Below are 25338 nucleotides of genomic sequence, written 5' to 3' on the forward strand. Positions count from 1 at the left end.
GAGGCGGATATGCCATCTCTTCAGAAGGTAGCGCTCGTTACGGGCGCCGGATCCGGCATCGGCCGCGCCACGGCGGTAGCGTTTCTCAAGAGCGGCTATCACGTGGTGCTGACTGGCCGCAGGCTCGATGCCTTGCAGGAAACGGCCGATCTCGGCGGGTCGCCCGGGAACGCCTTGTGCGTCTCGTGCGACGTCACGCGGCCTGAGGCCGTGAGGGATCTGTTCGCTCAATGCAAACAGCGCTTTGGCCGGCTTGATGTGCTCTTCAACAATGCTGGCGTCACCCGCGGAGGATCGATCGAGGATATCGCCTACGAGGATTGGATGACGACGGTCTCGACCAATCTCACCGGCCCGTTCCTCTGCACCCAGGAGGCGTTCAGGCTGATGAAGAGCCAGACGCCTCAGGGTGGCCGGATCATCAACAACGGCTCGCTGTCCGCGCATGTTCCGCGGCCAGCCACGGCTCCCTACAGCGCCACAAAACACGCGATAAGCGGCTTGACCAAGACGACCGCGCTGGACGGCCGCCCGTACAACATCGCCTGCGGTCAGATCGACGTCGGCAACGCGTTGACCGAGATCGCGCGTGATATGATCGAGCGCTCCAAGGCAGCAGGCACCTACGCCCAGGCCGAGCCTGTCATGGATGTCGAGCACGTTGCCCAGTCAGTGCTCCACATGGCGAACCTGCCGCTCGAGGCCAATATCCTGTCGATGACTGTCATGGCGACCAAAATGCCATTCGTGGGTCGGGGATAGGAGGAGCCTCAGCCGGCCTCGGACCAACGAGTCTTCGTGGATTCGACGTGGTTGGTGATGATCTTGTGGAGCAGCGCCTCATCCCTCGCCAGGGCAGCATCGACGAGCGCGATATGTTCCTTCGATGCCGCCACGATCTCGCGACTTCCCAATCTGGCCCGCAATCCCCTCAGCCGAGCGCGATCGCGATAGTTCATGATGAGCTCGGTGAGATGCGGCATGGCCAACGGGGCCAGGAAGGCCTGGTGGAAGCGGCGGTCGCCTTCGACATAGCTGACCAGGTCGTTCGACTGCGCGGCCTGAACAGTGGCCTCGGCGATCGCCCGGGTTTCTTGCGCGTGCTCCTCCCCCATCTTCAGTCCGGCCTCGACCGTGGAGGGAACCTCGAGCAGGAGCCGGATCTTGTGGAGCTCCTCGAGCTCTTCCGGTGTGGTCGCAGGAACGGAGAATCCGCGGTTCTTGTGGATGACGAGGAGATCCTTGCTCGCCAGATCCAGGACCGCTTCGCGAATGGGCGTCGGAGATACATCGAGACCTGCCGCCAGTTGTGCGACCGAATAGATCTCTTCGGGAACGAACTCGCCCGACATGATCTGGGCCAGCAAAAGCTGCCGGACGCGTTCACGCAGGCTGACCGTCTGCGGAATTGAGAATTGGCTTAGACGTAGCTGGGACATCGACAGTCGCCCTTGTGACGGCACGACGCTTGTAGAGACGGGGCTCCGGCGGGTCGAGAAAAATGTTGACGGCTACAGGTAATATGTTACACCTCAGCTGCATCGGACGTGATGTCTGACGCTCTCTTGCTCTCCTTACAAAGGCTTAGGCACATGCGTGAAGCAATCACCCTGCCAGGGCAGCACGCCAAGTATTATTCCGATATCGTGAAGGCGAAGGGGACGCTCGTGTTCCTCGCCGGGCAGGTCGGCTGGGACGAGAACGGCACGTGGGCGCCTGATTTCGCGAGCCAGCTGGAACTTTCCCTCGAGAATATGAAGACCGCTCTGCATGCGGCAGGCGCGACGATCGACGATGTCGTCAAAGTCAACGCCTATCTCGTCGACGTTCGGTACGGCGACGAATTCAACGAGGTCTACGCGCGTTATTTCAAGACCGACCGGCCGGTACGGACCCGTGTCCAGGCGGCGATGCTTGCGCGCGATTGCCTGGTCGAAATCGACGTCATCGCGGTGATCGACGACGCTTGAACGCGATCCATCAGAGGGGCAACGGCAATGGGATTGAAAAACTCGGATCATCTCTCGCGGCGCCTGCTCCTTTGCGGCGCGCTGGCGAGCTGGGCGGTGGTGGGAGCGTCAGCAGCGCTGTCTCAGCCGCAGGACGACAGCCTGGCGCGCATCAAGTCTCAGGGCAAAGTCCGGATTGGCTTCGCCAATATCAATCCCTACGGCTACGTGATGCCCGATGGACGGGTCACCGGGCAGGCTCCCGAACTCATCCGCGCCTTCTTCGCGGATATGGGCGTGTCCTCCCTTGAGCCCGTCGTGACGGATTTCGGTTCGCTGATCGGAGGGCTTGTAGCCAAACGCTTCGATATCGTCGCAACGGGCATGCTGATCCAGCCCGAGCGCTGCAAGATCGTGTCCTTTGGCGACCCCGAATATCAGATCAACCGCGCCTTCGCGGTCAAGAAGGGAAACCCCAAGGGCGTGACGAGCTTCGTCAGCCTGGCAAGGCACGCCGACGCGAAGATCGGCTTGTTGACGGGCGCCGGCGAGATCCGCTTTTCGGAGCTGGCCGGCATCCCCCAGGAACGCCGCCTCCTCTTCCCCGATCTTTCAGCGGCAATCGCGGGTCTTCAGGCCGGCCGGGTTGATGCCGTGGTGGCGTCGACCGTTACGATCCGCGGAGCGCTTTCGCGGGCGAATGATCCGCGCCTGGATTTCGCCGCCCTGTCCGAGCAACCCCGCGACGAATCCGGCAATGAATCGATCGGATACGGCGGCATGGCCTTTCGCAAGGACGACATTTCACTCCGTGAGGCCTGGAATACCTGGCTCGCCAAGGCCCTGAAGAGCGGCCGCGTCACGTCGATCATCGAGCCGTTCGGCTTCGGGCCGGAGACGTTGCCGAAGGAAGGCACCACTGCCGAATACGCCTGCGCGGAACGCAAATAACCGCTCGCCAAGACAAGGGGGAACACCATGAAGATCACGTCCCGGACGGCCCGTGTCGCGAATGCGCTCGCAAGCGCCCTGATCGTCAGCGCTGCGCTGTCGTTCCCGACGATTGCCCATGCCGACAGCCTGTCTTCGATCAAGAGCGAAGGCTATGCGCGGGTCGGCTTCTCGAATTTCACCCCGTGGGGCTATGTCGACGACAAGGGAGAGCTTTCAGGGGTCGAGCCGACGCTCGTCCGAGCGTTTCTCAAGTCGATCAGCGTAGACAAGATGGACGGCGTAGTCACGCAGTTCGTCTCGATCATCCCCGCACTAGATGCCAAGCGACTGGATTTCATCGGCGCCGGCATGCAAATCCGGCCCGGTCGCTGCCAGCAGATCGCTTTCGGCGAGCCGGAATGGGTCAGCACGCAGGGTTTCGTTACAAAGGCCGGCAATCCGTCCAAACTGACAAGCTTGGATGATGTGAAGAGCAATGCCGCCACCCGTCTTGCTGTTGTCGCCGGTGGCACCGAGCGGGAGTACGCCAGGATCAACGGCATCCCTGATGCTCAGGTCGTCATCTTCCCAGATCTGCCCACCGCGGCGTCTGGCATCAAGGCGGGCCGGGTCGACGCCATGATGCAGACCTCGATCACCATCCGCGGCTTGCTGGCGGGCGACAAGCATCCTGAGCTCGCCTATGTCGCAATGTCGAAGCCGCCCCTCGACAAGGATGGCAATCCGGTCATCGGATATGGGGCAGTTGGTTTCCGCAAATCGGATCCGGAGCTTCTCGCCGCCTGGAATGCCTGGCTCAAAGGAGCCAAGCAGTCGGGTGAAATTGTGCGACTGCTGGAGCCGTTCGGCTTCACGGCGGCAGATATCGCACCTGACACGATCAAGACGGCAGATCTCTGCGCCGCAAAGAACTGACCGTCGCATGCTCCAGGATGAATCGTGAACCTCCTGCTTGAAATCAGTCCGGTGTTGCTGCGGGGAGCATACACAACCGTGTTGCTCACGTTGGTATCTGGGACCTGCGCGCTCCTGGTGGGCTTCGCGGTTGGGCTCGCTCGCCTGGCCCGGACCCGGTGGCTGTCCATTCCGCTGGCGATCTACATCGAGGTATTTCGCAACACGTCCTCGCTGGTCCAAATCTTCTACTTCTTCTTCGTGCTCCCTCTCATTGGGATTCGGCTCGAGGCATTCACGACAGGATGCCTCGTGCTGGCACTGAATTTCGGGGCTTATATTTCCGAGGTTGTGCGCTCAGCCATTCTTTCGATTGACCGCGGACAGCACGACGCCACCATCGCCCTGAATATGCCCACCAGCCTGAGCTACCGGCGGATCATCATCCCCCAGGCCATTCCGGTCATGCTTCCTGCCTTTGGGAATTACGCACTGGAATTGTTGAAGGCCACCTCGCTGGTTTCGCTCATAACAATCACGGAGCTGACGTTTTCCGGGGCTCAACTTGTCCAGTATTACGGGCACCCCACCCTCATCTACATGTCGATCTTCGTGATCTACCTGCTTCTGGCCTTGCCTCTAGTTGCTCTCAACAAGGCTCTTGAGCGGCACTCCGGAGGCCAGTGGAAGCCAAAGGTGCCGACGACATGAATTTCAGCCCTCAAATCACGGCGGAACTCCTCCCGGCACTGCTCAGAGGGACTGTCGTCACTCTGTACGCTACGGCCGCTGGCATGGCTGTCGCATTGGCCGTCGGGCTCTTGATCGCCGTCGCCCGCCGTGGCGGCAATCCTGTCGCCGTCCTGATCATCGACAGCTTCGTCACCGTCGTACGCAGCACGCCTCTCCTGATTCAGCTGTATCTGCTTTTCTATGTGCTTCCACTTTACGGGCCGTCGTTCAACCCCTTGTTTACGGGCATCCTGGGCCTGGGGTTGCATTACAGCAGCTACATCTCCGAGGTCTTCAGGGCTGGCATCGATGCTGTCCCCCGCGGGCAGTGGGAAGCCTGCATCGCCCTTCAATTCTCGCGTGTAAAAACCTGGACGAGAATAATCCTACCGCAGGCTTTTCGCATCGTCCTGCCGCAAATCGGCAACTACCTCATCTCAATGTATAAGCATGCGTCCCTTCTCGCCACGATCACAGTGGTCGAGCTTCTCGGAGCGGCATTGAACTTTGCCGGTGAAACGTTCCGATACTTCGAAGCCTTCACGCTTGTCGGCATCATATACTTCGTGATCGGCTTCGCATTTTCACGTCTTGTCCGTTACCTGGAGCAGAGAACGACTTACGGCCGGGCCTGAGTGCAAAGGTCGTTTGTATGCTTCCTGCTCCTTATCGAGTGCTGAGAATGGACCATCAGAGCGCAACTGCCTCCCAAACGCCGCTGGCGGCTGAATTCGTCAATGTCTCGAAGTCGTTCGGTGCATTCACGATCATCGACGATCTGAACCTGCAGATCAGGCCGTCAGAGCGCGTCTCGCTGATCGGCCCGAGCGGCTCCGGGAAAACCACGATCCTGCGTCTTCTGATGACCTTGGAGCGACCCAACGAGGGTGAGATCAAGGTGTTTGGAGACATCCTTTCGGCCGGCGGCGAAGGATCTGCGAAAGCTCGACCGGATCGGGAATTCAGAGCGATCCGCGGCAAGATCGGCATGGTGTTCCAGCAGTTCAACCTGTTCCCGCACATGACCGCGCTCGAAAACGTCATGGAAGCGCCGGTGCAGGTGCTCGGAATGCAACGCCAGGAGGCCCGAGACCTTGCCGAGAGTCTCTTGAAACGGGTCGGCCTGGCCGAAAAGGGCGCCTCCTATCCATCGCAACTGTCAGGTGGCCAGCAGCAGCGCGTCGCGATCGCGCGGGCCTTGGCCATGAAGCCCCAGATCATGTTGTTCGACGAGATCACGTCTGCGCTTGATCCCGAGGTCATCGGTGAGGTCCTCGAGGTTGTCCATAATCTCGCCCACGAGACCAAGATGGCGATGTTGGTTGTGACGCATGAAATGGGCTTCGCCCGTGACATTGCTGATCGCGTGATCTTCATGGAACGAGGAAAGATCGTCGAAGACGGCTCTCCGGGCGAGATCTTCAACGCTCCAAGAAACGACAGAACCAAGGCGTTTCTGAACGCAATCAAGCGATAGCCGACAAAGACATCACAGCAAAACCGGCCTGATTGGACTCATGCAGTCGGGCGACGGCCGTGCATTGCCGCGAGCAAGGGAGATCACAATGTCCTCACCTACGATAATCGGAGCCCCCGAGACCGCTTCGGCTCTCGCCTACCGTCCTCTCATAGATGCATTGGCAACCGGTTTTGCGGCGGGATGTCAGGCGCCGCTGCGCCATCACCACGCGATCGATCAGGCCGGGCAGCCGCAAGCCACGCTGCTCCTGATGCCGGCGTGGAGCCATGATGGCGACGCAGACAGCCTTCTCGGCGTCAAGATCGTGACCGTATACCCCGGCAACGCCGCGAAGGGACTGCCGGGACTCGCCTCGACCTATGTGCTCTATGATGGCTCGACGGGCCAGCAACTGGCGATCATTGACGGGAACACCATTACAGCCCGCCGAACCGTCGCGACAGCGGCGCTGGGCGCCCGGTTCCTGTCGCGTGAGAACGCACGAAGCCTACTGCTGCTCGGCTCCGGTCGGGTTGCCAGCCTCGTCCCCGGAGCGATGCGAGCCGTTCGACCGATCGACAAGGTCGCGGTCTGGGACATCGATGGCGTCGGCGCGCGCCGTCTGGCAGACAACCTCACCGCCAATGGTTTTCAAGCAACCGTCGTCGACAATCTCGAGCATGCGGTCGGCGAGGCCGACATTATTTCGGCAGCGACGTTGTCGACGCACCCTCTCCTTCGCGGTGATTGGGTTCGCCCGGGTACGCATGTGGATCTGATCGGCAGCTTCACGCCGACAATGCGTGAAGCGGACGATCGTCTGATGGCGGCTGCGATGATCTATGTCGATACAAGCGACGCGCTGCACGAGTCCGGCGATCTCATTCAGCCGATTGATGCGGGGGTCATCACCGCTTCCGACGTGCGGGCAACACTGACGGAACTGTGCAGGGGCTCCGCTTTCGGGCGCCAATCCGCCGAGCAGACGACCGTGTTCAAGGCCGTCGGATCGTCATTGGCCGATCTTGTCGCGGCCCGCCTTGTCTACCGTACCTTGAAGGCTCCCGAGCAGCAGATGCGCCTGAACACCGCCTCCTAATGGGTCGCGCGGCCCCATCGGGGCGACCTGGTGAGAAACCCTGTGATCTTCCGAGGAATCCCATGCAAAGCAACCGCGTTATTCATGTTGTCAGTTGTCATGCCGAGGGCGAGGTCGGCGACGTCATCGTGGGCGGCGTTCTGCCGCCGCCGGGCGAGACGATCTGGGAGCAGGCGCAGTTCATCGCCCGCGATCAGGGATTGCGGAACTTTGTGCTCAACGAGCCTCGAGGCGGCGTATTCCGCCATGTCAATCTCCTGGTGCCCCCCAAGGACCCCAGAGCCCATACCGGCTGGATCATCATGGAACCCGGCGATACCCCACCGATGTCCGGCTCAAACTCGATCTGCGTTTCGACCGTCCTGCTCAACAGCGGCATCGTCCCGATGCAGGAACCAATCACACGCCTCATCCTTGAACCTCCGGGAGGGCTGATCGAAGTCGAGGCCGAATGCAGGGACGGCAAGGCCGAGCGCATCCGGGTCCGGAACCATCCCTCCTTCGTGGACAAGCTCGATGCGCAACTCGAGATCCCTGGCATCGGCACGATGGCGGTCGACATTGCCTGGGGCGGCGACAGCTTCGTCATCATCGATGCGCCGTCGCTCGGGCTCGCAATCCGGCCGGACCAAGCCCGTGACATTGCCGAGATTGGCGTACGCGTCACGAATGCAGCCAACGAACAGCTGGGTTTCTCTCATCCGACCAACGGCTGGGACCATATCTCCTTTTGCCAGATGACCGAGCCGGTGACACGAAGGGACGGCGTCATGCACGGCACAAGCGCCGTGGCGATCCAGCCGGGCAAGATCGATCGATCGCCGTGCGGAACGGGGTGTTCGGCGCGGATGGCGGTCCTTAACGCACGCGGCGAATTGGCTGTTGGCGAACGGTTTGTCGGGCGGTCGATTGTCGATACCGAGTTCGATTGCCTGCTGGAATCGGAAGCGGGCCTGGGCGGCAAGCGAGCGATTGTCCCGGTGATTTCGGGCCGTGCCTGGATCACCGGCATCCATCAGCACATGCTCGACCCCACGGACCCATTCCCGGCCGGCTATCGGCTGTCCGATACCTGGCCAATGCAAAAACTGCAGAGATAGCGGAGCGAGCTCTTGCCCGGGGCTTTCTTGAATCCAATCGTAAAGCATTACGCGTAGCACCTTAGTTGCCCGCAAATGGGCATTCCGCGAACCTATGAACAGAGGATACCGAACATGCGCGAGTCGATTACCCTGCCCGGCCATCCCGAAAAATGGCCCTGCTTCTCCGATGTCGTGAAGGCGAAGGGGACACTGGTCTTCCTGGCGGGCCAGGTCGGCTGGGACGACCATGGCGTTTGGGCCGAAGGCTTTGAGAAACAGGCCGAACTTGCGCTCCAGAACATGGAGAGGGCTCTGGCAGCGGCCGGCGCCACGATCGACGACGTCGTCAAGGTCGTCGTCTTTGTGGCCGATGCCCGGAACGGCGACGCGGACTATCGCACCGGCAACAATTTCAACGAGATCTACTCCCGGTTCTTCAAGCGCAACTTTCCGGTTCGCACGCGGGTGCAGACCGGCATGCTCGCGAGAGATTGCCTCGTGGAGATCGATGTCATCGCTGTCATCAGCGACGATTGAACGATGGGCGGCCGATCCAACGCCGCCCACAAGCGTGCGAAAGGGAAGGCAGAGGTCTCCCCTTTCGCCCCAGTTTTGCTTGGACGGCCTTTGCCAAACATGGGCAATAGCGACTAGGCCCTGCTTGCTTCGCCTTGTGGCAGCGAGACTTCCCGACAGTTGGAAAGGGGAAGTCGCGAGAGGCGAAAACTGCGCGAAGCCTGTGTGCCAGACGCGAGACCCCGGACGTGGAAGCCTTGGTGCGCCCCCCTCTGTCCAGCCATGAGGCGTGTGGCCACCTTCATGTGTCCAGCCGGGACGTGGCTGCCCATTCCAGCCTCCTGGACGGGCCAGATACCCGTTGCGGCCGGCGCCCCAAGCGTCGCATCAAGGCCTTGCGCTCGCCCCCCAGATGCGATCGAGGAACCGGTCGGCATAGGGCTGCCAGAGTGCGCGGCCCTCCGGCGTCGGAAACAGCCTGTGCCCGTCTTCGCCGAATGCGCCCAGGAGATGATATTCGGCATCGCCGCCGGCGGAGCGATAGGCCCCTGCCATGCGGGCGGTCAGGGCGCTGTCGAAGAAGCGGTCGTTCCGGGTATAGATCCACAGGGTCGGGATCTTCGATGAACGGCCGAAGGTCGCCGCCGCGTCGACAAGGCTGTCCGGCGCGCAATTGTTGTTCGGCCGGCCGCCGGCATAGCCACCGCGGCCACCGGCGAAATTGATGACGGCGCGCACGCTCTCGGGGCCGCGGCTCGCTGCGGCCAGCGAGCCCCAGCCCCCGGCCGACTGGCCCACGAGCAGGATGCGGTCGGCCCGGATCGTGGGAAGGGTCGCGAAATAGCGCGCGACATTCTGGATATCATCCGCAGTCGCCAGCCCGCCGCGAACGTAGTCCGGCTGGCTGCACGGTCCGTAGGCCTCGGCCCATTCGCCTCCGCGCGGGCCATATCCGCGACGCAGCGGCAACACGACCATGAAGCCACGCGAGACCAGCCACTCCGCCCCCGCCCGGTATTCGGGCGGCGCCATGGTCTTGCGCGCAGCCGCATTCGCGGGCGAGCCGTGGCTGACGACCGCGAGCGGGAACGGGCCGGGCCCGACCGGACTGAACACGCGCGCCGGCAGCAGGATCTCGGCCCCCTGCGCATCCCGGCCCACCGGGACGAACCAGGCCTGCTCGCCGGGGCGCTCCAGATCGGCCGGCAACCGGCCCGGCCGGGGATGCTCGACCGCCTCCCAGGGGTTTGACGGCTGCGCCTGAGCCGGAGGGGCAAGCCCCAGCGCCAGGGTCGACGCCGCAACGGCACATTTCAACGGCAGCATCCAATCCCCGACAGAGGCGACGCTCGATGCAAACAGAGACATATTCGCGTTCCATCCCTAGATAATTTTCCAAACTGAAGTATCTTGCAGTATGATAGTCAAGCGATATCGCAAATATGCGGGGTGTATCGAATACTTATTGCAATGTATTCGAAAATGTATTGAGTTTATGCAATTAACTCATAACTGTTATCTTGATACCGCTCGTCTTTTCAAACATCCTGCCCTCAAGAATATCGTGATCGAGGCGGCCCTTCCGCTGATGTCGATCCGCATGGGGAGCGTTCGCTATGTTACGCAGATTGACCCGAGCCGCTCTCGCGGGCTCGTTCCTGCTCGGCCTTGCCGTGGCTCCGGGACAGGCCGCGACGCCCAAGGACGTATTCGTCATGGCGAGCGACCTCACCACCTTCATCACGTTCGATCCGGCTGCAGCCAACGAGTCGTTTCCCAACGAATTGTTGCGGCAGATGTGCACGCCGCTGCTCTCGCTGGATCACAAGGATCCTTCGAAAGTCGTCGCCGGTATCGCCGAGACATGGTCGAGCTCCCCGGACGGGAAGACCTGGACGTTCGCGCTGCGGCGCGGCATGGTTTTCCCGTCTGGCAATGCGGTCACCTCGTCGAGCATCGCCTGGGCCATGCGCCGGTCGATCAAGCTCAACCTGGTCAGCGCGAGCCTGATGCGCGACTGGGGGCTCACCTCGCCGGATCAGATCGCAACACCGGACGACCACACGCTCGTCATCACCCTCGCCAAGGATCTGGCGCCCTCGGTGACGCCCTTTGCCTTCACCAACCACCGCATGGGGTCGGCCCTCGACCGCGACACGATCATGGCGCGCGAGAAGGACGGCGATCTCGGCGCCGGCTGGCTGAACACGAATGTCGCCTGCTACGGCCCCTACCGCCTGAACACGCTGCGCGCCCAGGAAGTCGCGATCCTGGAAGCCAATCCGACCTACTGGAAGGGCGCGCCGGCGATGAAGCGGATCATCGTGCGGCATGTCCCGGAACCGGGCGCGCAGAGGCTCCTGCTCGAAAAGAACGACATCGACTACGCCAAGTCGGTCGAAGCCTCGTCACTGGCGGCCATGGTGGCCAATCCGGAACTGCGCTTTCAGTTTCAGCCGCGACTCGACAGTGTCTATCTCGCGCTGAACCAGAAGGACCCGATCCTCAGCAACCCGAAGGTCATCGAGGCCTTTCGCTACCTGATCGATTATCAGGGGCTGAAGGAGACCGTGCAGAAGGGGCGCGCCGAAATCCGCCAGAGCTTCGTGCCGGCCGGCGTGTTCGGGGCGCTGCCGAAGGGCGAGGACCCCTATCGGCTGGACATCGCCAAGGCAAAGGCCCTCCTCACCGAGGCAGGCTATGGCGACGGCTTCAAGAAGACCGTCCTGACGATGACGAATTACCCGTTTCCGGATCTCGCGCAGAACTTCCAGCAGAATGCCGCGAAGGTCGGCGTGACGCTGGATATTCGCACCATGGCGACGGCGCAGCTCTACACCCTGATGCGCAGCCGCGACTTCCAGATGCTGATGGCGGTCTATGATTACGATTATCCCGATGCCAACGATATGGCGCTGCGGATGGCGTATAACCCCGACAACAGCGATGCCGCGAAGGCGACGAATTTCCTGGCCTGGCGTGCCGCATGGGCGCCCGACGCCTGGTTCAAGCAGCAGGTCGAGGCCGCGCAGGTGGAGCGCGACCCCGCCAAGCGCACCGCGCTCTATGCCGAGCTGCAGCGCCGCCACATGCGCGAGGCGCCGATCATCGGCATCTTCCAGCGGCTGGGCGCGATGGCCCTGCACAAGCGGGTCAAGCGCTTCGAATATAACGGCTCGGAGTTCTTTTACGACACGATCGAGAAGGAGTGAGGCGTGAGCTCCCTGACCGGTCTCGCGCCGCGCCGAAACGCCCGCCTGCGCCTGCCGCGCTGGGCAGCGCCGGCCCTGCGCGGCGGGCTTTCCGTCGCGCTCACCCTGCTTGGCCTGCTGGCCCTGACCTTCTTCATCGGGCGCGTGCTGCCGTTCGACCCGATCGCCGCGGTCGTCGGCGAGAAGGCCGATGCCAGCGTCTACGAGAACGTGCGCATCAAGCTCGGGCTCGACCAGCCGCTCTACATCCAGTTCGTCATGTTCCTGCGCGACATGCTGAGCGGCAATTTCGGGCGGGCGATCTTCACCGGCAATCCCGTCGCCGACGATCTCAGACATGTCATTCCCGCGACGGTCGAGCTTGCCACCGTCGCCATCGTGATCGGCAGCGGGCTCGGCATCCCCTTCGGCGTCGCCGCTGCGGTCTATCGGGGAAAACCGATCGACCACGCCGTGCGGCTCCTGTCGCTGATCGGCCATTCCGTCCCGATCTTCTGGCTCGGCCTGATGGGGCTGATCGTCTTCTATGCCTGGCTCGGCTGGGTCGGCGGCTCCGGCCGGGTGGATATCTTCTATCTCGACGCCGTGCCGAAGCGGACGGGGCTGCTGCTCGTCGATTCAGCACTGGCGGGCGACTGGGACGTGTTCGTCAGCGCCGCGCGGCACATCATCCTGCCGGCTCTCCTGCTCGGCTATTCCTCGATGGCCTATATCAGCCGCATGACCCGGAGCTTCATGCTCGATCAGCTGAGCCAGGAATACATCACCACGGCGCGGGTCAAAGGGCTCTCGCGGCGGCGCGTGGTCTGGGGTCATGCCTTCCGCAACGTGCTGGTCCAGCTCGCTACGGTCATTGCGATTTCCTATGGCGGGCTGCTCGAAGGAGCGGTGCTCACCGAAACGGTCTTCGCCTGGCCCGGCTTCGGTCAGTACCTGACGACCGCCCTGATGATCGGCGACATGAACGCCGTTCTCGCCTGCACATTGATCGTGGGTCTGGTCTTCATCTGCCTGAACCTGATCACCGATCTCCTTTACCGCTTCCTGGATCCGCGCACCCGATGACGGCTCATTCCTTCGAGCGCAACGCTTCGTTGCGATCCTGGCTTCTCGCCGAGGCACCGCAATCGGGCTTCCAGGCCTGGATGCAGAGCTTCTACCTCGCCTGGCTGCGCCTGGCCGCGAACCCCCTCGCCGTCATCGGCGTGGTCGTCCTGCTGGTGATCGGGCTGGTCGCGCTGATGGCGCCGTGGATCGCCACCCACTCGCCCTTCGACCAGGTCCTGGCCGAACGGCTTCAGCGCCCGAGCGCCGCGCATTGGCTCGGAACGGACGAGCTCGGCCGGGATGTCTTCAGCCGCATCGTCTATGGCGCCCGCACCACGCTCTACATCGTCGGCCTCGTTGCCGTGATCGTCGGGCCGATCGGCCTGTGCATCGGCGCGACGGCCGGTTATCTCGGAGGCTGGGTCGAAGCGCTGCTGATGCGGATCACCGACATCTTCCTGTCCTTCCCGAGCCTGATCCTGGCGCTGGCCTTCGTCTCCGCCCTGGGCCCGAGCCTGGACAATGCGATCATCGCCATCGCGCTGTCCTCCTGGCCGGGGATCGCCCGTCTCGCCAGGGCGGAAACCCTGACGATCCGCTCCAGCGACTATGTCGATGCCGTCCGCGTCATGGGGGCCTCGACACCGCGGATCATCTTCAAGCACGTCATGCCGATGTGCCTGCCCTCGGTCGTCGTGCGGGTGACGCTGAGCATGGCCAGCGTCGCGTTGACCGCAGCCGGCCTCGGCTTCCTCGGCCTGGGCGCCCAGCCCCCGACGCCGGAATGGGGCGCCATGCTCTCGACGGCGAGACAATACCTGCTCGAGCACTGGTATCTCGCCGCCATGCCCGGCCTGGCCATCCTGACCGTCAGCCTCGCCTTCAACCTGTTCGGAGACGGGTTGCGCGACATGCTCAACCCGCGCTCGTGAGGGAGGGGACGATGTCCGGGACCACAAAGAGCCCCATCCTCACGGTCGAGGACCTGCGCGTCGGCTTTCCCGGCCCGCGCGGCCTGGTGGAGGCCGTGCGCGGCATCAGCTTCGAGGTCGGCCGGAACAAGGTCGGCATCGTCGGCGAGTCCGGCTCCGGCAAGTCGATGACCGGGCGGGCGATCCTCAACCTGTTGCCGTCGGGAGCGACCTCCACCGTCAAGTCCATGAAACTGGGCGAGACCGAGCTCGCAGGACTGAGCGAAAACGAGATGCTCGGCATCCGCGGCAAGCGCGTCTCGATGATCCTGCAGGATCCGAAATACTCGCTCAATCCGGTCATGCGGGTGGGGCATCAGATCGCCGAAGCCTTTCGCGTGCATCATCGCGCCTCCCGCGCCGAGGCGAACGAGCGGGCGCTGGAGATGCTGGCGGCGGTCCGCATTCGCGATCCCAAGCGCGTCTTCGCGCTCTACCCGCACGAGGTCTCGGGCGGRATGGGCCAGCGCATCATGATCGCCATGATGCTCATTCCCGAGCCCGAGCTGATCATCGCGGATGAGCCGACCTCGGCGCTCGACGTCACCGTCCGGCTCCAGGTCCTGGCCATTCTCGACGAGCTCGTCACCACCCGCGGCATCGGCCTGATGTTCATCAGCCATGACCTCAACCTGGTCTCGACCTTCTGCGACGAGGTCTTGATCATGTATGCCGGGCGCATCGTGGAGCGATGCCCCGCCGCGGACCTTCACCAGGCGAAACATCCCTATACGCGCGGGCTGCTGGCCTCACTGCCCCGGCTCGAGGACGGCCACAAGCGCCTGCGGGTGCTGGAGCGCGACCCGTCCTGGCGCAACGAACCCATTCCGGCGGAAGCATGATCGAAGTCAGCCATTTGCGCGTCGCCTTCGGCGCGGGTGAAAACCAGTCCGTCGCCGTCGACGACGTCTCCTTCTCGATTCCCGAAGCGACCGTCTACGGGCTGGTGGGCGAGTCCGGCTGCGGCAAGACGACGATCCTGCGGTGCCTTGCCGGCCTCAACCGGCAATGGTCGGGGACCATCAGGATCGCCGGCAAGACCGTGGGACCGGTGCGCGATCTCGCGTTCTACCGGATGGCCCAGATGGTGTTCCAGGATCCCTATGGCTCCCTGCACCCACGGCACACCGTCAACACCATTCTCTCGGAGCCGCTGGTGGTGCACGGCATCGCCGGCATCGGCCCGCGCGTCTCCCGCGTGCTTGCCCAGGTCGGTCTTGGCGAGAGCTACCGCTACCGCTACCCGCACCAGCTCTCCGGCGGCCAGCGCCAGCGCGTGGCGATCGCGCGGGCTCTCATCCTCGAGCCCCGCATCCTGTTTCTCGACGAACCGACCTCGGCTCTCGACGTCTCCGTCCAGGCCGAGGTTCTCAACCTGCTCCGCGACATCCAGGTCGAACAGGGCCTCACCTGCGTCCTCGTCAGCCACGACCTGCCCGTCGTCGCCAATCTGTGCAACCGGCTCGCCGTGATGAACCAGGGCAAGCTGATCGAGGAGCTCGGCGTCGCCGACCTGATGTCGGCGCGCGCCCATAGCGGCTACACGCAGAGGCTCATCGCAGCCAGTGCCGGCTATGATCGTGCGCTGGTCGGCCTCGATGCGGACTAGCCCGGCCGTGGGGCGGACGGAGGTGGATGTCGACGCGGCATCGCCCTGGACGCGGCCGGGCGCTGCGACCCTGTCGCGTTAGGGAGGACGCCATGGAGGTCAAATGGTTGGAGGATTTCCTCAGCCTTGCGAGCACGGCAAGCTTCTCCCGTTCCGCTGCCGAACGCCATGTCACCCAGTCCGCCTTCAGCCGCCGCATCAGGCAACTCGAGGATTGGGTCGGCTTGCCCCTCGTCGATCGGGCCTCCTATCCGGTCCGGCTGACCTCGGCAGGCGAGAATTTCCGCGGGACCGCGCAGGAGCTGTTGCAGGACCTGTATCGCGCCAGGGACAAGCTGCGGGAGAAGCAGGGCCTGCGTGCAAACACCCTGTCCTTCGCGGCGCTCCACACGCTGTCGCTGACCTTTTTCCCGCAATGGCTGCGGCGCATCGAGCCCCGCTTCGGCGGGCTGCGGACGAGAGTGAGCGCGGACAATAACGGGATCGATTCCCTCGTGACCTCGCTGCGGGAAGGCGGCAGCGATTTTCTGCTGATCTACTCGCATAGCGCGGTGCCGGTTTTCATCGGGGACAGCGACATCATCCATATGCGATTGGGCGACGAGCGCGTCGTCCCGGTTTCGGCCCCCGACGCCAGCGGTCGCCCGCTTCACCGGATCGAGCCGGGAGCGACCCCGGCGCGGCACCTCGCCTATGGCGCCGGATCGTTCTTCCATCACGTGCTGGCGGATCTCTTCGCGAGACGAGCGCTCGAACGCATCACGATCCACGAGAACACGATGTCGGAAGGCCTGAAGGCGATGGCTCTGGCCGGTTGGGGGCTGGCCTGGATACCGGAGAGCATCGTGCGGCTCGATCTTGCCAGCGGGCAACTCGTGCGCGCCGCCGATGCCAGCTGGGACCTGACGGTCGATATCCGGCTCTATCGGTCCTTGTCGAATTCCCGTCCGGTCGTTGAGCAATTCTGGCGCACCGTCAGCGAGGACGAGCAGGACGCGGTCAGTGCAAAGCCGCAACTGGTCCGCTGCTAACGGGTAAAGGCAGCCGCTTGCCCATGCCCGTCAGATCTCGATCTCGGTTCCGAGCTCGACCACCTGCTTGGTCGGCACGCCGAAAAACGCAGCCGAGCGCTCGGCATTGCGCTGCAGGAAGGCGAACAGCGTTTCCCGCCAGACCGCCATGCCGGCGATCTGCTTGGTCGGGATGATCGTCTCGCGGCTGATGAAATAGGTGATCTGGGTGGGGTCCACTCCGGGCAGCCTGCCCTGTTCGCAGGCCATACGAAGTCCGTCGGCGATGCTCGGATACTGCATGAAGCCGAAATGCAGGATGATCCGGGTGATGCTCTCATGGAGTTCGATCACCTCGACGCGGCCATCCTCCTCGACGCGGGGGACCTCTGCGATGACGACCGTGACCAGCAGGATGCGCTCATGCAGGACGCGGTTGTGCTTGACGAACTGCGTCAGCGCGAGCGGCACGCCATGGGGAGCCGAGGCCATGAAGACGGCGGTTCCGGGCAGCCGCGAGCAGCAGGTCGCGACCGCGCTCTCGATCAGCTCCTCCTCCGGCTGGCGCAGATTGCGGCGGGCGCGCTCGACCAGTTTGACGCCGCTGCGCCAGGTCAGCATCACGAAGGCGGCCGCGGCCGCAAGCAGGAGCGGGAACCAGCCGCCTTCGAACAGCTTGGTCGTGTTCGCGGCGAAGAAGATGCAGTCGATGACGAGGAAGAAGCCGTTGACCGCAATCACGATCAGCGGCGGGTAGCCCCAGTGCAGCGCAACGAGCGCGGCCAACAGGGTGGTGATGGCCATCAGCAGGGAGACGGCGATGCCATAGGCGCCTGCCAGCGCATCGGACGAGCCGAAGCCGATCACCGCGCCGAGCGTCGCCGCCGCCAGCAGCCAGTTCACCAGCGGCACATAGATCTGGCCGATCTCGTGGCTTGCCGTGTGCTCGATATGCATGCGGGGCAGGAAGCCGAGCTGGATCGCCTGCTGCGTCAGCGAGAACACCCCGGAAATGATGGCTTGCGAGGCGATCACGGTCGCCACTGTGGCAAGGGCGACCAGCGGGTAATGCGCCCAGTCCGGCGCCAGCTGGTAGAATGGATTATCCAGCGCGGCGCTGTCGGTGATCAGGAGTCCGGCCTGACCGAAATAGTTCAGCACGAGCGCCGGCAGGGCAATGCCGAACCAGGCGAGCCTGATCGGCAGGCGGCCGAAATGTCCCATGTCGGCATACATGGCTTCGCCGCCGGTGACGGCCAGGAATGCCGCGCCGAGAATGGCGAAGCTGACATGGAAGTCCTGGTGGATCAGGAAATTGACGGCGTAGAGCGGGCTCAGCGCCACAAGCACGCCGGGCGCCTGGGCGATGCCGTGGAGGCCAAGCAGCGCGATGATGATGAACCAGCCAAGCATGACCGGACCGAAGATCGCGCCGATGAAGCCTGTGCCCTTCTTCTGGACGGCAAACAGGCCGATCAGGATGACCACGGTCAATGGCACCACGACATGCTGCAGCGCCGGCGCGTCGAGCTTCAGGCCTTCGACGGCGCTCAGCACCGAGATGGCCGGGGTGATGGCGCCGTCGCCGTAAAGCAGCGCCGCACCGATCAGGCCGACGATCAGGAGATAGGCGCGCCAGCTCCCCGGCTCGGCGTTGCGGGCCGAGAGCAGGGCCAGCATGGCGACGATGCCGCCCTCGCCGCGATTATCGGCACGCAGGATCAGCAGCGCGTATTTCATGGAGATGATCAGGATCAGCGCCCACAGGATGAGCGAGACGATGCCGAGCACCGCATCCTGACTGAGGCTGCCGCCCTGGGTCGCCGCCCTCGCCGCTTCCCGCAAGGCATAGAGCGGACTTGTTCCGATATCGCCATAGACGACGCCGAGAGCGCCGAGCGTGGCGGCGACCGGCAGGGCAGCGGGCGGTCTCGTTACCTGAGCGCTGTGGGCAGTCATGGTTCGATCCCAGCTGCAACCCAGTACATAATCTGCGAGCATTGGGGGCAAATTGCTAGGGGGCGAGGATGCCGGTCGCGCGGGTCGGAAGGACCATCGTCGTCCCGCAGGTCAGGCGCCCGTCCAAAGGGCTGCGCTTCCTCGCCGTGCGGGATGCCGTGCGCCCCTGGTCTGATCCTCACGATCGGCCAGAACGGAGGTCAAGTTGGACCAGAACCATGGGGCCGCGTCTGAGTCACCCAAACGCCTTCAGGGGCCCTGGCCGGTTCAGGTGAAGACCGACGATTGCGGTTCGCGATCAGGCAGGACGAGCTCCGCAAGGCGCGGAGGCCGCGCCCCCTCAGTGACGGGGAGGCAACAGGGCCGAGGGCGTCACCAAGTCCTCCAGAGCCAGGCCACGTTCCTTCAGCAGGGCTTCGAGCAACGGGCGCAGCTCGCCGAGGCTTTCCGCGACGGTGTCCCGCACCGTGTCGACAACCACCTGAGTCCCCCGTTCGATCTCGACATTGACCGCGTCACCCTCTCGCTTGGCGTCGAGATTCGTCACCCGGCGCGTCTCGGGGATAAGCCAGATCTCGAACCAGCCCTCGGCCTTGTTGCACTCCGAGACCGTCAGGCTGCATCCGTTGATGGCGATGTAGCCTTTCGGGAAGATGTACCGCTCGAAGGGCCGAGGGATGGAGAACCGGATGGCCTTGTTGCCTCCGTATTCCTTGATGAGGTCGATCCGCGCTGCGAAGTCGATATGGCCCGAGAGAGGGTGCCCACCGATCTCTGCGCCATCCTTCGCCGCCCGTTCGACATTGACCATGCTGCCCGGCCCACAATCCCCCAGCGTGGTGACCGCGAGGCTCTGGAGCATGACGTCGAAGAGCACCCGCTCAGTGGACATGATCGTCGTTGCCGTCAGGCAGACGCCATCCACGGCGACGCTGGCCCCGATGCCGAGCCCATCGGTAAACCCTGCGGGGAAATCGAGCGTGAAGGTCCGGATGCCATTGTCGTCCTCAATGGCTGCAACCCGCGCTACGGATTGAACAATGCCGGTGAACATCGCTGTCCTCATCCTCTCGAGCCGCGCCTTATAGCGCTCGCCGGATGCGGCAGGCCAGTCGATCAGGGCAAGGCCTGCGAGCGTCCGCGATGGGTCGGAGTTGGCTGTCGGCCGCTTTGACCAGGACAGCCCGGATGAACGGGCGCAGGGGCGATGGACCATGCCGGTCCGAAGGCTCAGCGCCGCCGCGCTGGGAGCGAGCGGGCAACGTAGCCCAGAGCAAACGTCACCATGGCGACCGCGAGCCCGGAGCAGATCAAGCCAGCCGGAGTGATCCGCGCCCGTCCCTGCAGGGTGATGTGCTTGCCGACACGCAGGTCGAACTCGGATCTGATTTCCTCGGGATGAGTCGGAGCCTCGTCGGCAACGGGGTTCCCGGCGCTGGCATTGGTCATCAGGCGCTCCACGTCTGAATGGCAAGGCTCGGATCGTGCCATGAAGCCCGATGACATCGCCAGCCCGGAGACTGGAAGGCCGAGGTCGGGCCGCCATGGCGAAGGCTCCTTCGGGCGCTTGACCTCGCCCCAAGGGCTGACTCTAGAGATGGATTCATGAGCGATTCCTATCTTCTTGCCGGACGTTTCGGCGCCGCCACGCGGCTGTCACCGAAGGCCTTGCGGCTCTATGCCGAACAGGGCCTGCTCGTGCCGGCCCATGTCGATCCGCAGACCGGGTACCGCTATTACGCCCCCGAGCAGGCGCCACGGGCGCGGCTGATCGCCAGGCTGCGGCGGCTCGGTCTGCCGGTAGCGCGCGTCGGGCAGCTTGTCGCGCTTGCGCCCGAGGCGCGCGCCGTCGAGTTGCAGACATGGCTCAGCGCGCAGAACGAGCTTCTGGCAGAGCAGACCGAGGGTGTTCGGGCGCTTGCCCGACACGCCGACGGTGGTGAACCCGCCTTGGCCACGGCGATAAGCTTGCGCGAGATCGAGGCCAGCAAGGTCGTGTCCCGCCAGCGCCACGTCGGCGTCGAGGCCCTCGACGATTTCGTCGCCAGCGCCGAGGCCGATATCCGCGCCCATCTGCGGGGCTCGGGCCTGCCGGGCGACGGGCCGATGAGCGTGCATTGCCACAGCCTCGTCAGCCGCGACAGCGAAGGTCTGGTCGAGGTCGCCATCGCCTATGAGGGCAGCCTGGAACCTGCCGGCGACCTGCGCCTATGGCTGCAGCCGGCGCGGCGCGAGGCCTATCTGCCGGTGCCCAGGGCTTATGAAGATTTCCCGCTCGTCCTGCGCGTCTATGACGCGATCGAGGCGTGGCTCGACGCACGAAGCGATCTGAGCTGCAGCGACAGCCCCTGCGAAACCTATCCCGGAACCGGCGGCGCACGTTTCGATGTCGCCTATCCGATCACCCTGTAAGCGAGCCCGCCATGACGCATTTTTCCTATACGGGCTCCGGCCCCTATTGCTACGCCAATTCCTTCGCGATGATGTTCGGGGCCGACGCGCCCTCCACCGCGGTGATCGAGATCGCCATCGGCAGTCCGTTCGGCATGCAGTTGATCGGCGGCACGCTGCCATTCTTCGATCCCTATGGCTGGGACCCGGAGAAGGGCTTTGAGGACGCGCTTTCGTCGCTCGGCTGGACATCGACGGTCACGCAGGGCGGCGAGGCCGAGGAGGCCCTCGCCCGGCTCAAGGCGGCGCTGGCTGGCGGACCGGTCTGGATCGGCCCGGTCGAGATGGGGCATCTGCGGCACCAGCCGGGCATGCGTGGACCGATCGAGGCCGACCACTACGTCGTCGTCCTTGAAGCGGATAATGAGCGCGTGGTGATGCATGATCCGCAAGGCTATCCCTATGCCACCCTGCCGGTCGCCGATTTCATGGCCGCCTGGAGCGCCAGCACGCTGATCTATGGCGCGCCCTACACCATGCGAACCGCCTTCAGGCGCGTCGCAGAGGTCAGCGAGGTGGAGACGATCCGTGCGTCCGTCCCGGCGGCGATCCGCTGGCTGTCGATGGACGGCGATCTCGGCATGCCGGCCGGAAGCCTCGGCAATGGCGAAGCAGCCGAAGCCCTGGCGGCACGGATCGAGGCGCGATGCGACGAGGCGCTGCGCGGCCATATGGTCCATTTCGTGGTCAGGGTCGGCGCCCGCCGCGCGGTCGATGCCGCAGCCTGCCTGGCGCGCGCCGGCTATGCCGAGGCCGCGCGGATTGCCGACAGGCAGGCGCGCCTGATCGGCGCGATGCAATATCCGCTGGTTGTCGGCAACGACGCCGTTGCGGCGACCGCCCTTCGTGACCTGGCGCCCACCTACGACATGCTGCGGACGGCCTTGGAAAACCAAAGCTGAATGCCTGCCTGGGAGTGGACGCGCCTGGACGTTTGGCCGCTTATCCCGGCGATTTGCAGCTACCCTCAGCGAATCCCGGCGGCGCTGTCATGCACCGGGACCTCGCTTGACCGCGCCCGGAGGACAATACCGAATGGCGAATGATGATCGCACCAGGTTCATTCCCAGGAGAACGCCGGAATCGGCGGCGATGTCGGCAAACGTCAAGCGGGCGATGACGATCACCGCCACCCTCAACCGTTTGACCTATAACGATGCCGATGAAGTCCGGGCCTTGTTCAGCGATCTCATCGGCAAGAGGGTCGACGACAGTTTCGTGTTGATACCGCCGTTCTATACGGAAAATGGGGTCAATATCCGTGTCGGGCGCAATGTCTTCGTCAATCAGAACTGCACCTTCTATGATCTCGGCGGGCTCGATATTGCCGACGACGTGCTGATCGGGCCGAATGTGAGCATCATCACGACCGGCCGCCCCCTTGAGCCGTCCCAACGGCGCGCCCGCGTCACCGCAAAGCCCATCGCGATCGGGAGAAATGTCTGGATCGCAGCCGGTGCGACCATCATCGGTGGCGTGACGATCGGAGAGAATTCGGTCGTCGCGGCGGCTTCGGTCGTCACCAGAGACGTTCCTTCGAACACCCTTGTCGGTGGCAATCCGGCGCGGGTCATTCGTTCGATCGCCGACTGAAGAACCGCCCGTATAATGGGCAGTCAAATGCTCCTTCGCCCGCGATCCCCTGGCGAATGCCGGGCCGGTTAAAGTTTACGCGGCACGGCCGGTCCATCGGCATTGCGTCAGCGCCATTGGTGGCGCAGAGGAAACGAGCGGGCTGCAGGTCACATGTGTCACCTGGCTCTTGAGAACTCTCCCATGTCTATCGCCCGTCTCTGCCTTGCGGCTTTCGCCGCCGCGCTTCTGTGCGTCGTGCCTGCCGCCGCCAAGAATTTCGCGGTTCCCGACAAGAACCCGGCCATTACGCTGACCGTTCCGAACAACTGGAAGACGCAGGAGATCGAGTTCGGCTACTCCGCGCGCCCGCAGGACGAGGCGATCTTCTTCTCGGTCGAGTTCGCGCATGCCCGCGAGATCGACAAGATGATGGCCACGAACGAATCCTGGATGAAGGAAAACAAGATCAAGCAGGTGAAGCCGATCCAGGCAGAAGTCCCGATCAACGGGATTTCCTCGACCGTCTTCCAGTTCCGCACCACTGACGCGAACGGCCCGACGACAGTCGATTTCATCCTGATGCCGGCCGGCAGCGGCCGGATGATCATGATCACCGTCTGGGGCAATGACGAAGAGCGCGAGACGCACGCCAAGGCGCTCGACGATATCTTCGGCAGCATCAAGTCGATCAACTGAGAAGACCCGGCGCGTATCGGACCTTCCGATACGCGTCTCTCCGCAACGGCCGCACGACGGACGGTGCAGCACGTGTCGGCAATTGCCGCGCAGCGCGACAAGGCGCTAGTCATTGTCCGGGATTTCCGCGTGATCCGCGCTCTCTCCGCATCGGACGCCTATCTCCGCAGCGCTCTACCCGACATCCTCTGCCTGCAGGAAGTCGTGCATACGCCTTCGTCGTCAAAGGACTGGCTGACCTACCGCGACGGCGATCATGTTCTTCCCCAGCGTGCAAACTTTTTCCGCGATATTGGCGCGGCTCTGCCCGACCATACCGCGATGTTCTTCCCGGCGGCGCAGGGCGTTCTCTGGGACGACGGCAAACCCGTGCCCTCGCAATGGGGCCTGGCGACATTCGTGCGATCTGCCTATCCGATCATCGGGCAGGCACAAGGCTTCGTGCACAGGGCGTTCTCCTGGGATGGCTACGGAGACCATCCCAGGTCGCGCAATGCTCATGTCATCCGACTTTTCGATTTCGAACGGGGGTGGCCGATCACCATCGCGCATATGCACGGGCTTCGCGACCTCGCGGGCAAGCAGGACACACAAGAGCGCCTGGAGCAGGCGACGCGCTTCGCGCGCTTGATCGCGAATGTCGCGCCGCCCGGGGAGCGCCTGGTCGTCTGCGGCGATTTCAATGTCGAACCTGGCAGCCGGACGTTCGACATCCTGGCCGAGATCGGCCTGCACGACCTCGTCACGGCGACCGGATGCACCGACACCCGAACCTCGCACTACAAGAAGGCGGGTCGCTACGCCGACTATATGCTCGTGCGCAGCAGCATCGACGTGATCGAATTCACGGTGGTCGAGCATCCCGAGGTCTCGGACCATCGACCGCTTCTTCTCACGATATGACAGACGCCGCCGGAAATCCGCGACATGCTGCGGGAGCGCTTGTCGGAAGCGGATGGCGCGCCGCGTCGCCCCCATTGCCGGCTTCGATCCTTGGCGCACAAATTCCATTCTGCGATGGTGCTGGAATCGCGGACAAGACTGTCGCGTTCATCGGAAGTTCGCGACAGGACATAGATCTGGCCATGACAACTGCAAGCCGCCCGGACTTGAGCGACATCCATCAGGGCGATTGGGTCGATCGCCGGCTGCCGGCCGCATGGCGGCCCTATACGCGGCTGGCGCGGCTCGATCGCCCCGTGGGCATATGGCTCACGCTGTTCCCCTGTTGGGCCGCCCTGATTCAGGCCTCCGATGGCGTTCCCGACCTCGGGCTCCTGGCCATCTTCTCTCTCGGTGCGTTGCTGATGCGAAGCGCCGGCTCCACCATCAACGATATCGCCGATCGGAACTTTGACGGCCATGTCGAGCGAACCCGCTTCAGGCCGTTGGCAAGCGGGCAGATCGGCACGCGACAAGCTTTCGTCTTTCTGGGCGTGCAGCTTGCGCTGGCGGCTGCGCTGCTGCTTGTCCTTGCCCCATACACAGCTCTGGTCGCGCTGTGCGTACTCCCACTCGTGTTCATCTACCCGCTTTGCAAGCGTTTCACCCATTGGCCGCAGGCCGTCCTGGGCGCGGCCTTCAATTGGGGGATGCTCATGGCATGGGCCGAGGTCGCGGGGCATATCCCGCCCGGCGCGGTGCTGATGTGGGCCGGGGCCATCGCCTGGCAGATCGGCTACGATACCGTCTATGCCTATGTCGACGTGAAGGATGATAGCCGCCTCGGCCTGAAATCGACGGCGATCCTGTTCGGGCGGCACGGCAAGGCGTGGATTGGGCTGTTCTATGCCCTGACGCTTTCAGCCTGGTCGCTCGGCGGTTGGCTGCTGGGCATGTCGCCGCCTTACGCCATCGGCATGCTGCTGATCGCCGCGCATCTGGCCTGGCAGACCTGGCGGATAGACCTTGCCCGCCCGGACGTGAATTTTGGCTTGTTCCTGGCGAACATCCTGACCGGGGCGCTGCTGGCAGCTGCAGCCTTGCTGGGGACGATGTGAGGCCAGGCGCGGTCTGTCGTGAAACTCGCTCGCTAAAGCCCGCGGTTCCCGACTGACGTGCATCCTCATGCCCCTCGATCTCCGCCCTCGCCAGCAGCTGCCCCCCTTAAGCGGACGTTCGAC

27 protein-coding genes are annotated in these 25338 nt (G+C 63.8%); 22 read left to right on the top strand and 5 right to left on the bottom strand.

What is annotated here, in order from left to right:
* Positions 1-9: 9 nt before the first annotated feature.
* Positions 10-762 (top strand): SDR family oxidoreductase, encoded by a 753-nt coding sequence (locus AC1DW9_RS04795; RefSeq protein WP_476776153.1) that lies wholly within the window; start codon positions 10-12, stop codon positions 760-762.
* 8 nt (positions 763-770) lie between these two features.
* Here the strand turns inward: AC1DW9_RS04795 and AC1DW9_RS04800 are convergent, their stop codons facing one another.
* The gene (locus AC1DW9_RS04800) at positions 771-1439 is read right to left on the bottom strand and encodes a GntR family transcriptional regulator (RefSeq protein ID WP_476776154.1); all 669 of its coding nucleotides are present in this window, start codon (positions 1437-1439) and stop codon (positions 771-773) included.
* Positions 1440-1592: 153 nt separating this feature from the next.
* Between AC1DW9_RS04800 and AC1DW9_RS04805 the strand changes: the two genes are divergently transcribed.
* From AC1DW9_RS04805 to AC1DW9_RS04845, 9 genes are all read left to right on the top strand, one after another.
* Entirely contained in the window at positions 1593-1970 is a 378-nt protein-coding gene (locus AC1DW9_RS04805) for a RidA family protein (protein ID WP_441491198.1), read from the top strand.
* A 27-nt stretch (positions 1971-1997) separates the two neighbouring features.
* Positions 1998-2900, top strand: a complete 903-nt coding sequence (gene ehuB / locus AC1DW9_RS04810) for an ectoine/hydroxyectoine ABC transporter substrate-binding protein EhuB (protein WP_476776155.1) — start codon at positions 1998-2000, stop codon at positions 2898-2900.
* Positions 2901-2927: 27 nt separating this feature from the next.
* Entirely contained in the window at positions 2928-3818 is an 891-nt protein-coding gene (gene ehuB / locus AC1DW9_RS04815; RefSeq protein WP_476776156.1) for an ectoine/hydroxyectoine ABC transporter substrate-binding protein EhuB, read from the top strand.
* 24 nt (positions 3819-3842) lie between these two features.
* Complete coding sequence (locus AC1DW9_RS04820) at positions 3843-4508, top strand: amino acid ABC transporter permease (RefSeq protein WP_162768001.1); 666 nt, start codon at positions 3843-3845, stop codon at positions 4506-4508.
* Positions 4505-5164 (top strand): ectoine/hydroxyectoine ABC transporter permease subunit EhuD, encoded by a 660-nt coding sequence (gene ehuD / locus AC1DW9_RS04825; RefSeq protein WP_476855041.1) that lies wholly within the window; start codon positions 4505-4507, stop codon positions 5162-5164. The genes AC1DW9_RS04820 and ehuD overlap by 4 nt, the downstream gene beginning before the upstream one ends.
* Before the next feature lie 47 nt (positions 5165-5211).
* Positions 5212-6006 carry an ectoine/hydroxyectoine ABC transporter ATP-binding protein EhuA gene (gene ehuA, locus AC1DW9_RS04830; RefSeq protein WP_441506755.1) on the top strand — a complete coding sequence of 265 codons (795 nt, stop codon included), beginning with the start codon at positions 5212-5214 and terminating at the stop codon, positions 6004-6006.
* A gap of 82 nt (positions 6007-6088) precedes the next feature.
* Complete coding sequence (lhpI, locus tag AC1DW9_RS04835; RefSeq protein ID WP_441491366.1) at positions 6089-7087, top strand: bifunctional Delta(1)-pyrroline-2-carboxylate/Delta(1)-piperideine-2-carboxylate reductase; 999 nt, start codon at positions 6089-6091, stop codon at positions 7085-7087.
* 62 nt (positions 7088-7149) lie between these two features.
* Positions 7150-8187, top strand: coding sequence for a trans-3-hydroxy-L-proline dehydratase (locus tag AC1DW9_RS04840; protein WP_476776231.1), 1038 nt, complete (start codon positions 7150-7152; stop codon positions 8185-8187).
* A gap of 114 nt (positions 8188-8301) precedes the next feature.
* Positions 8302-8706, top strand: coding sequence for a RidA family protein (locus AC1DW9_RS04845; RefSeq protein WP_441506753.1), 405 nt, complete (start codon positions 8302-8304; stop codon positions 8704-8706).
* Positions 8707-9072: 366 nt separating this feature from the next.
* Here AC1DW9_RS04845 and AC1DW9_RS04850 read toward each other — a convergent pair whose 3' ends face one another.
* The gene (locus AC1DW9_RS04850; RefSeq protein ID WP_476776158.1) at positions 9073-10053 is read right to left on the bottom strand and encodes an alpha/beta hydrolase family protein; all 981 of its coding nucleotides are present in this window, start codon (positions 10051-10053) and stop codon (positions 9073-9075) included.
* Positions 10054-10301: 248 nt separating this feature from the next.
* On the opposite strand from AC1DW9_RS04850, the gene AC1DW9_RS04855 reads away from it, so the two are divergent.
* The 6 genes from AC1DW9_RS04855 (at position 10302) to AC1DW9_RS04880 (ending at position 16555) form a co-directional block, all read left to right on the top strand.
* Positions 10302-11897 (top strand): ABC transporter substrate-binding protein, encoded by a 1596-nt coding sequence (locus AC1DW9_RS04855; protein ID WP_441491189.1) that lies wholly within the window; start codon positions 10302-10304, stop codon positions 11895-11897.
* Between the two features lie 45 nt (positions 11898-11942).
* Positions 11943-12962 (top strand): ABC transporter permease, encoded by a 1020-nt coding sequence (locus AC1DW9_RS04860; RefSeq protein ID WP_441491365.1) that lies wholly within the window; start codon positions 11943-11945, stop codon positions 12960-12962.
* Positions 12959-13876 carry a nickel transporter permease gene (gene nikC / locus AC1DW9_RS04865; RefSeq protein WP_441506750.1) on the top strand — a complete coding sequence of 306 codons (918 nt, stop codon included), beginning with the start codon at positions 12959-12961 and terminating at the stop codon, positions 13874-13876. The genes AC1DW9_RS04860 and nikC overlap by 4 nt, the downstream gene beginning before the upstream one ends.
* Positions 13877-13887: 11 nt before the next feature.
* Positions 13888-14757, top strand: a complete 870-nt coding sequence (locus tag AC1DW9_RS04870) for an ABC transporter ATP-binding protein (RefSeq protein WP_441491187.1) — start codon at positions 13888-13890, stop codon at positions 14755-14757.
* Positions 14754-15524: an ABC transporter ATP-binding protein gene (locus AC1DW9_RS04875; protein ID WP_441491186.1), complete on the top strand. Its 771-nt coding sequence runs from the start codon at positions 14754-14756 to the stop codon at positions 15522-15524. Before AC1DW9_RS04870 ends, AC1DW9_RS04875 begins: the two co-directional genes overlap by 4 nt.
* A 92-nt stretch (positions 15525-15616) precedes the next feature.
* Positions 15617-16555 carry a LysR substrate-binding domain-containing protein gene (locus tag AC1DW9_RS04880; protein ID WP_476776159.1) on the top strand — a complete coding sequence of 313 codons (939 nt, stop codon included), beginning with the start codon at positions 15617-15619 and terminating at the stop codon, positions 16553-16555.
* A 30-nt stretch (positions 16556-16585) separates the two neighbouring features.
* Here AC1DW9_RS04880 and AC1DW9_RS04885 read toward each other — a convergent pair whose 3' ends face one another.
* The 3 genes from AC1DW9_RS04885 to AC1DW9_RS04895 form a co-directional block, all read right to left on the bottom strand.
* Complete coding sequence (locus AC1DW9_RS04885; RefSeq protein WP_441506747.1) at positions 16586-18493, bottom strand: potassium transporter Kup; 1908 nt, start codon at positions 18491-18493, stop codon at positions 16586-16588.
* A 340-nt stretch (positions 18494-18833) separates the two neighbouring features.
* Positions 18834-19547 (bottom strand): riboflavin synthase subunit alpha, encoded by a 714-nt coding sequence (locus AC1DW9_RS04890; RefSeq protein ID WP_441506746.1) that lies wholly within the window; start codon positions 19545-19547, stop codon positions 18834-18836.
* Positions 19548-19723: 176 nt separating this feature from the next.
* Complete coding sequence (locus AC1DW9_RS04895; RefSeq protein ID WP_441491182.1) at positions 19724-19942, bottom strand: hypothetical protein; 219 nt, start codon at positions 19940-19942, stop codon at positions 19724-19726.
* A 156-nt stretch (positions 19943-20098) separates the two neighbouring features.
* On the opposite strand from AC1DW9_RS04895, the gene AC1DW9_RS04900 reads away from it, so the two are divergent.
* The 6 genes from AC1DW9_RS04900 (at position 20099) to ubiA (ending at position 25215) form a co-directional block, all read left to right on the top strand.
* Positions 20099-20905, top strand: coding sequence for a MerR family transcriptional regulator (locus AC1DW9_RS04900; protein WP_441491181.1), 807 nt, complete (start codon positions 20099-20101; stop codon positions 20903-20905).
* 11 nt (positions 20906-20916) lie between these two features.
* On the top strand, positions 20917-21846 hold the full coding sequence (locus tag AC1DW9_RS04905; protein WP_476776161.1) for a hypothetical protein: 930 nt from the start codon (positions 20917-20919) through the stop codon (positions 21844-21846).
* Between the two features lie 190 nt (positions 21847-22036).
* Positions 22037-22537 carry a sugar O-acetyltransferase gene (locus tag AC1DW9_RS04910; RefSeq protein WP_441491179.1) on the top strand — a complete coding sequence of 167 codons (501 nt, stop codon included), beginning with the start codon at positions 22037-22039 and terminating at the stop codon, positions 22535-22537.
* Between the two features lie 183 nt (positions 22538-22720).
* Complete coding sequence (locus AC1DW9_RS04915) at positions 22721-23215, top strand: hypothetical protein (protein WP_441506743.1); 495 nt, start codon at positions 22721-22723, stop codon at positions 23213-23215.
* Between the two features lie 111 nt (positions 23216-23326).
* A complete protein-coding gene (locus tag AC1DW9_RS04920) occupies positions 23327-24118 on the top strand; it encodes an endonuclease/exonuclease/phosphatase family protein (RefSeq protein WP_441491364.1) in 792 nt (263 codons plus the stop codon).
* A gap of 182 nt (positions 24119-24300) precedes the next feature.
* Entirely contained in the window at positions 24301-25215 is a 915-nt protein-coding gene (gene ubiA, locus AC1DW9_RS04925; RefSeq protein WP_441506742.1) for a 4-hydroxybenzoate octaprenyltransferase, read from the top strand.
* The last annotated feature ends 123 nt before the right edge of the window (positions 25216-25338 follow it).

It is taken from the genome of Allobosea sp. P4_E12 (assembly GCF_056401655.1).

Bases quoted from the DNA above. Each gene is read 5' to 3' on its own strand.
- AC1DW9_RS04915 (WP_441506743.1), top strand. From the start codon at position 22,721: ATGTCTATCGCCCGTCTCTGCCTTGCGGCTTTCGCCGCCGCGCTTCTG.
- AC1DW9_RS04845 (WP_441506753.1), top strand. From the start codon at position 8,302: ATGCGCGAGTCGATTACCCTGCCCGGCCATCCCGAAAAATGGCCCTGC.
- ubiA (WP_441506742.1), top strand. From the start codon at position 24,301: ATGACAACTGCAAGCCGCCCGGACTTGAGCGACATCCATCAGGGCGAT.
- ehuD (WP_476855041.1), top strand. From the start codon at position 4,505: ATGAATTTCAGCCCTCAAATCACGGCGGAACTCCTCCCGGCACTGCTC.
- AC1DW9_RS04800 (WP_476776154.1), bottom strand. From the start codon at position 1,439: ATGTCCCAGCTACGTCTAAGCCAATTCTCAATTCCGCAGACGGTCAGC.
- AC1DW9_RS04900 (WP_441491181.1), top strand. From the start codon at position 20,099: ATGAGCGATTCCTATCTTCTTGCCGGACGTTTCGGCGCCGCCACGCGG.
- AC1DW9_RS04910 (WP_441491179.1), top strand. From the start codon at position 22,037: ATGTCGGCAAACGTCAAGCGGGCGATGACGATCACCGCCACCCTCAAC.
- AC1DW9_RS04890 (WP_441506746.1), bottom strand. From the start codon at position 19,547: ATGTTCACCGGCATTGTTCAATCCGTAGCGCGGGTTGCAGCCATTGAG.
- AC1DW9_RS04795 (WP_476776153.1), top strand. From the start codon at position 10: ATGCCATCTCTTCAGAAGGTAGCGCTCGTTACGGGCGCCGGATCCGGC.
- AC1DW9_RS04805 (WP_441491198.1), top strand. From the start codon at position 1,593: ATGCGTGAAGCAATCACCCTGCCAGGGCAGCACGCCAAGTATTATTCC.
- AC1DW9_RS04840 (WP_476776231.1), top strand. From the start codon at position 7,150: ATGCAAAGCAACCGCGTTATTCATGTTGTCAGTTGTCATGCCGAGGGC.
- ehuB (WP_476776155.1), top strand. From the start codon at position 1,998: ATGGGATTGAAAAACTCGGATCATCTCTCGCGGCGCCTGCTCCTTTGC.
- AC1DW9_RS04855 (WP_441491189.1), top strand. From the start codon at position 10,302: ATGTTACGCAGATTGACCCGAGCCGCTCTCGCGGGCTCGTTCCTGCTC.
- nikC (WP_441506750.1), top strand. From the start codon at position 12,959: ATGACGGCTCATTCCTTCGAGCGCAACGCTTCGTTGCGATCCTGGCTT.
- AC1DW9_RS04875 (WP_441491186.1), top strand. From the start codon at position 14,754: ATGATCGAAGTCAGCCATTTGCGCGTCGCCTTCGGCGCGGGTGAAAAC.
- AC1DW9_RS04850 (WP_476776158.1), bottom strand. From the start codon at position 10,053: ATGTCTCTGTTTGCATCGAGCGTCGCCTCTGTCGGGGATTGGATGCTG.
- ehuA (WP_441506755.1), top strand. From the start codon at position 5,212: ATGGACCATCAGAGCGCAACTGCCTCCCAAACGCCGCTGGCGGCTGAA.
- ehuB (WP_476776156.1), top strand. From the start codon at position 2,928: ATGAAGATCACGTCCCGGACGGCCCGTGTCGCGAATGCGCTCGCAAGC.
- AC1DW9_RS04885 (WP_441506747.1), bottom strand. From the start codon at position 18,493: ATGACTGCCCACAGCGCTCAGGTAACGAGACCGCCCGCTGCCCTGCCG.
- AC1DW9_RS04905 (WP_476776161.1), top strand. From the start codon at position 20,917: ATGACGCATTTTTCCTATACGGGCTCCGGCCCCTATTGCTACGCCAAT.
- AC1DW9_RS04895 (WP_441491182.1), bottom strand. From the start codon at position 19,942: ATGACCAATGCCAGCGCCGGGAACCCCGTTGCCGACGAGGCTCCGACT.
- AC1DW9_RS04880 (WP_476776159.1), top strand. From the start codon at position 15,617: ATGGAGGTCAAATGGTTGGAGGATTTCCTCAGCCTTGCGAGCACGGCA.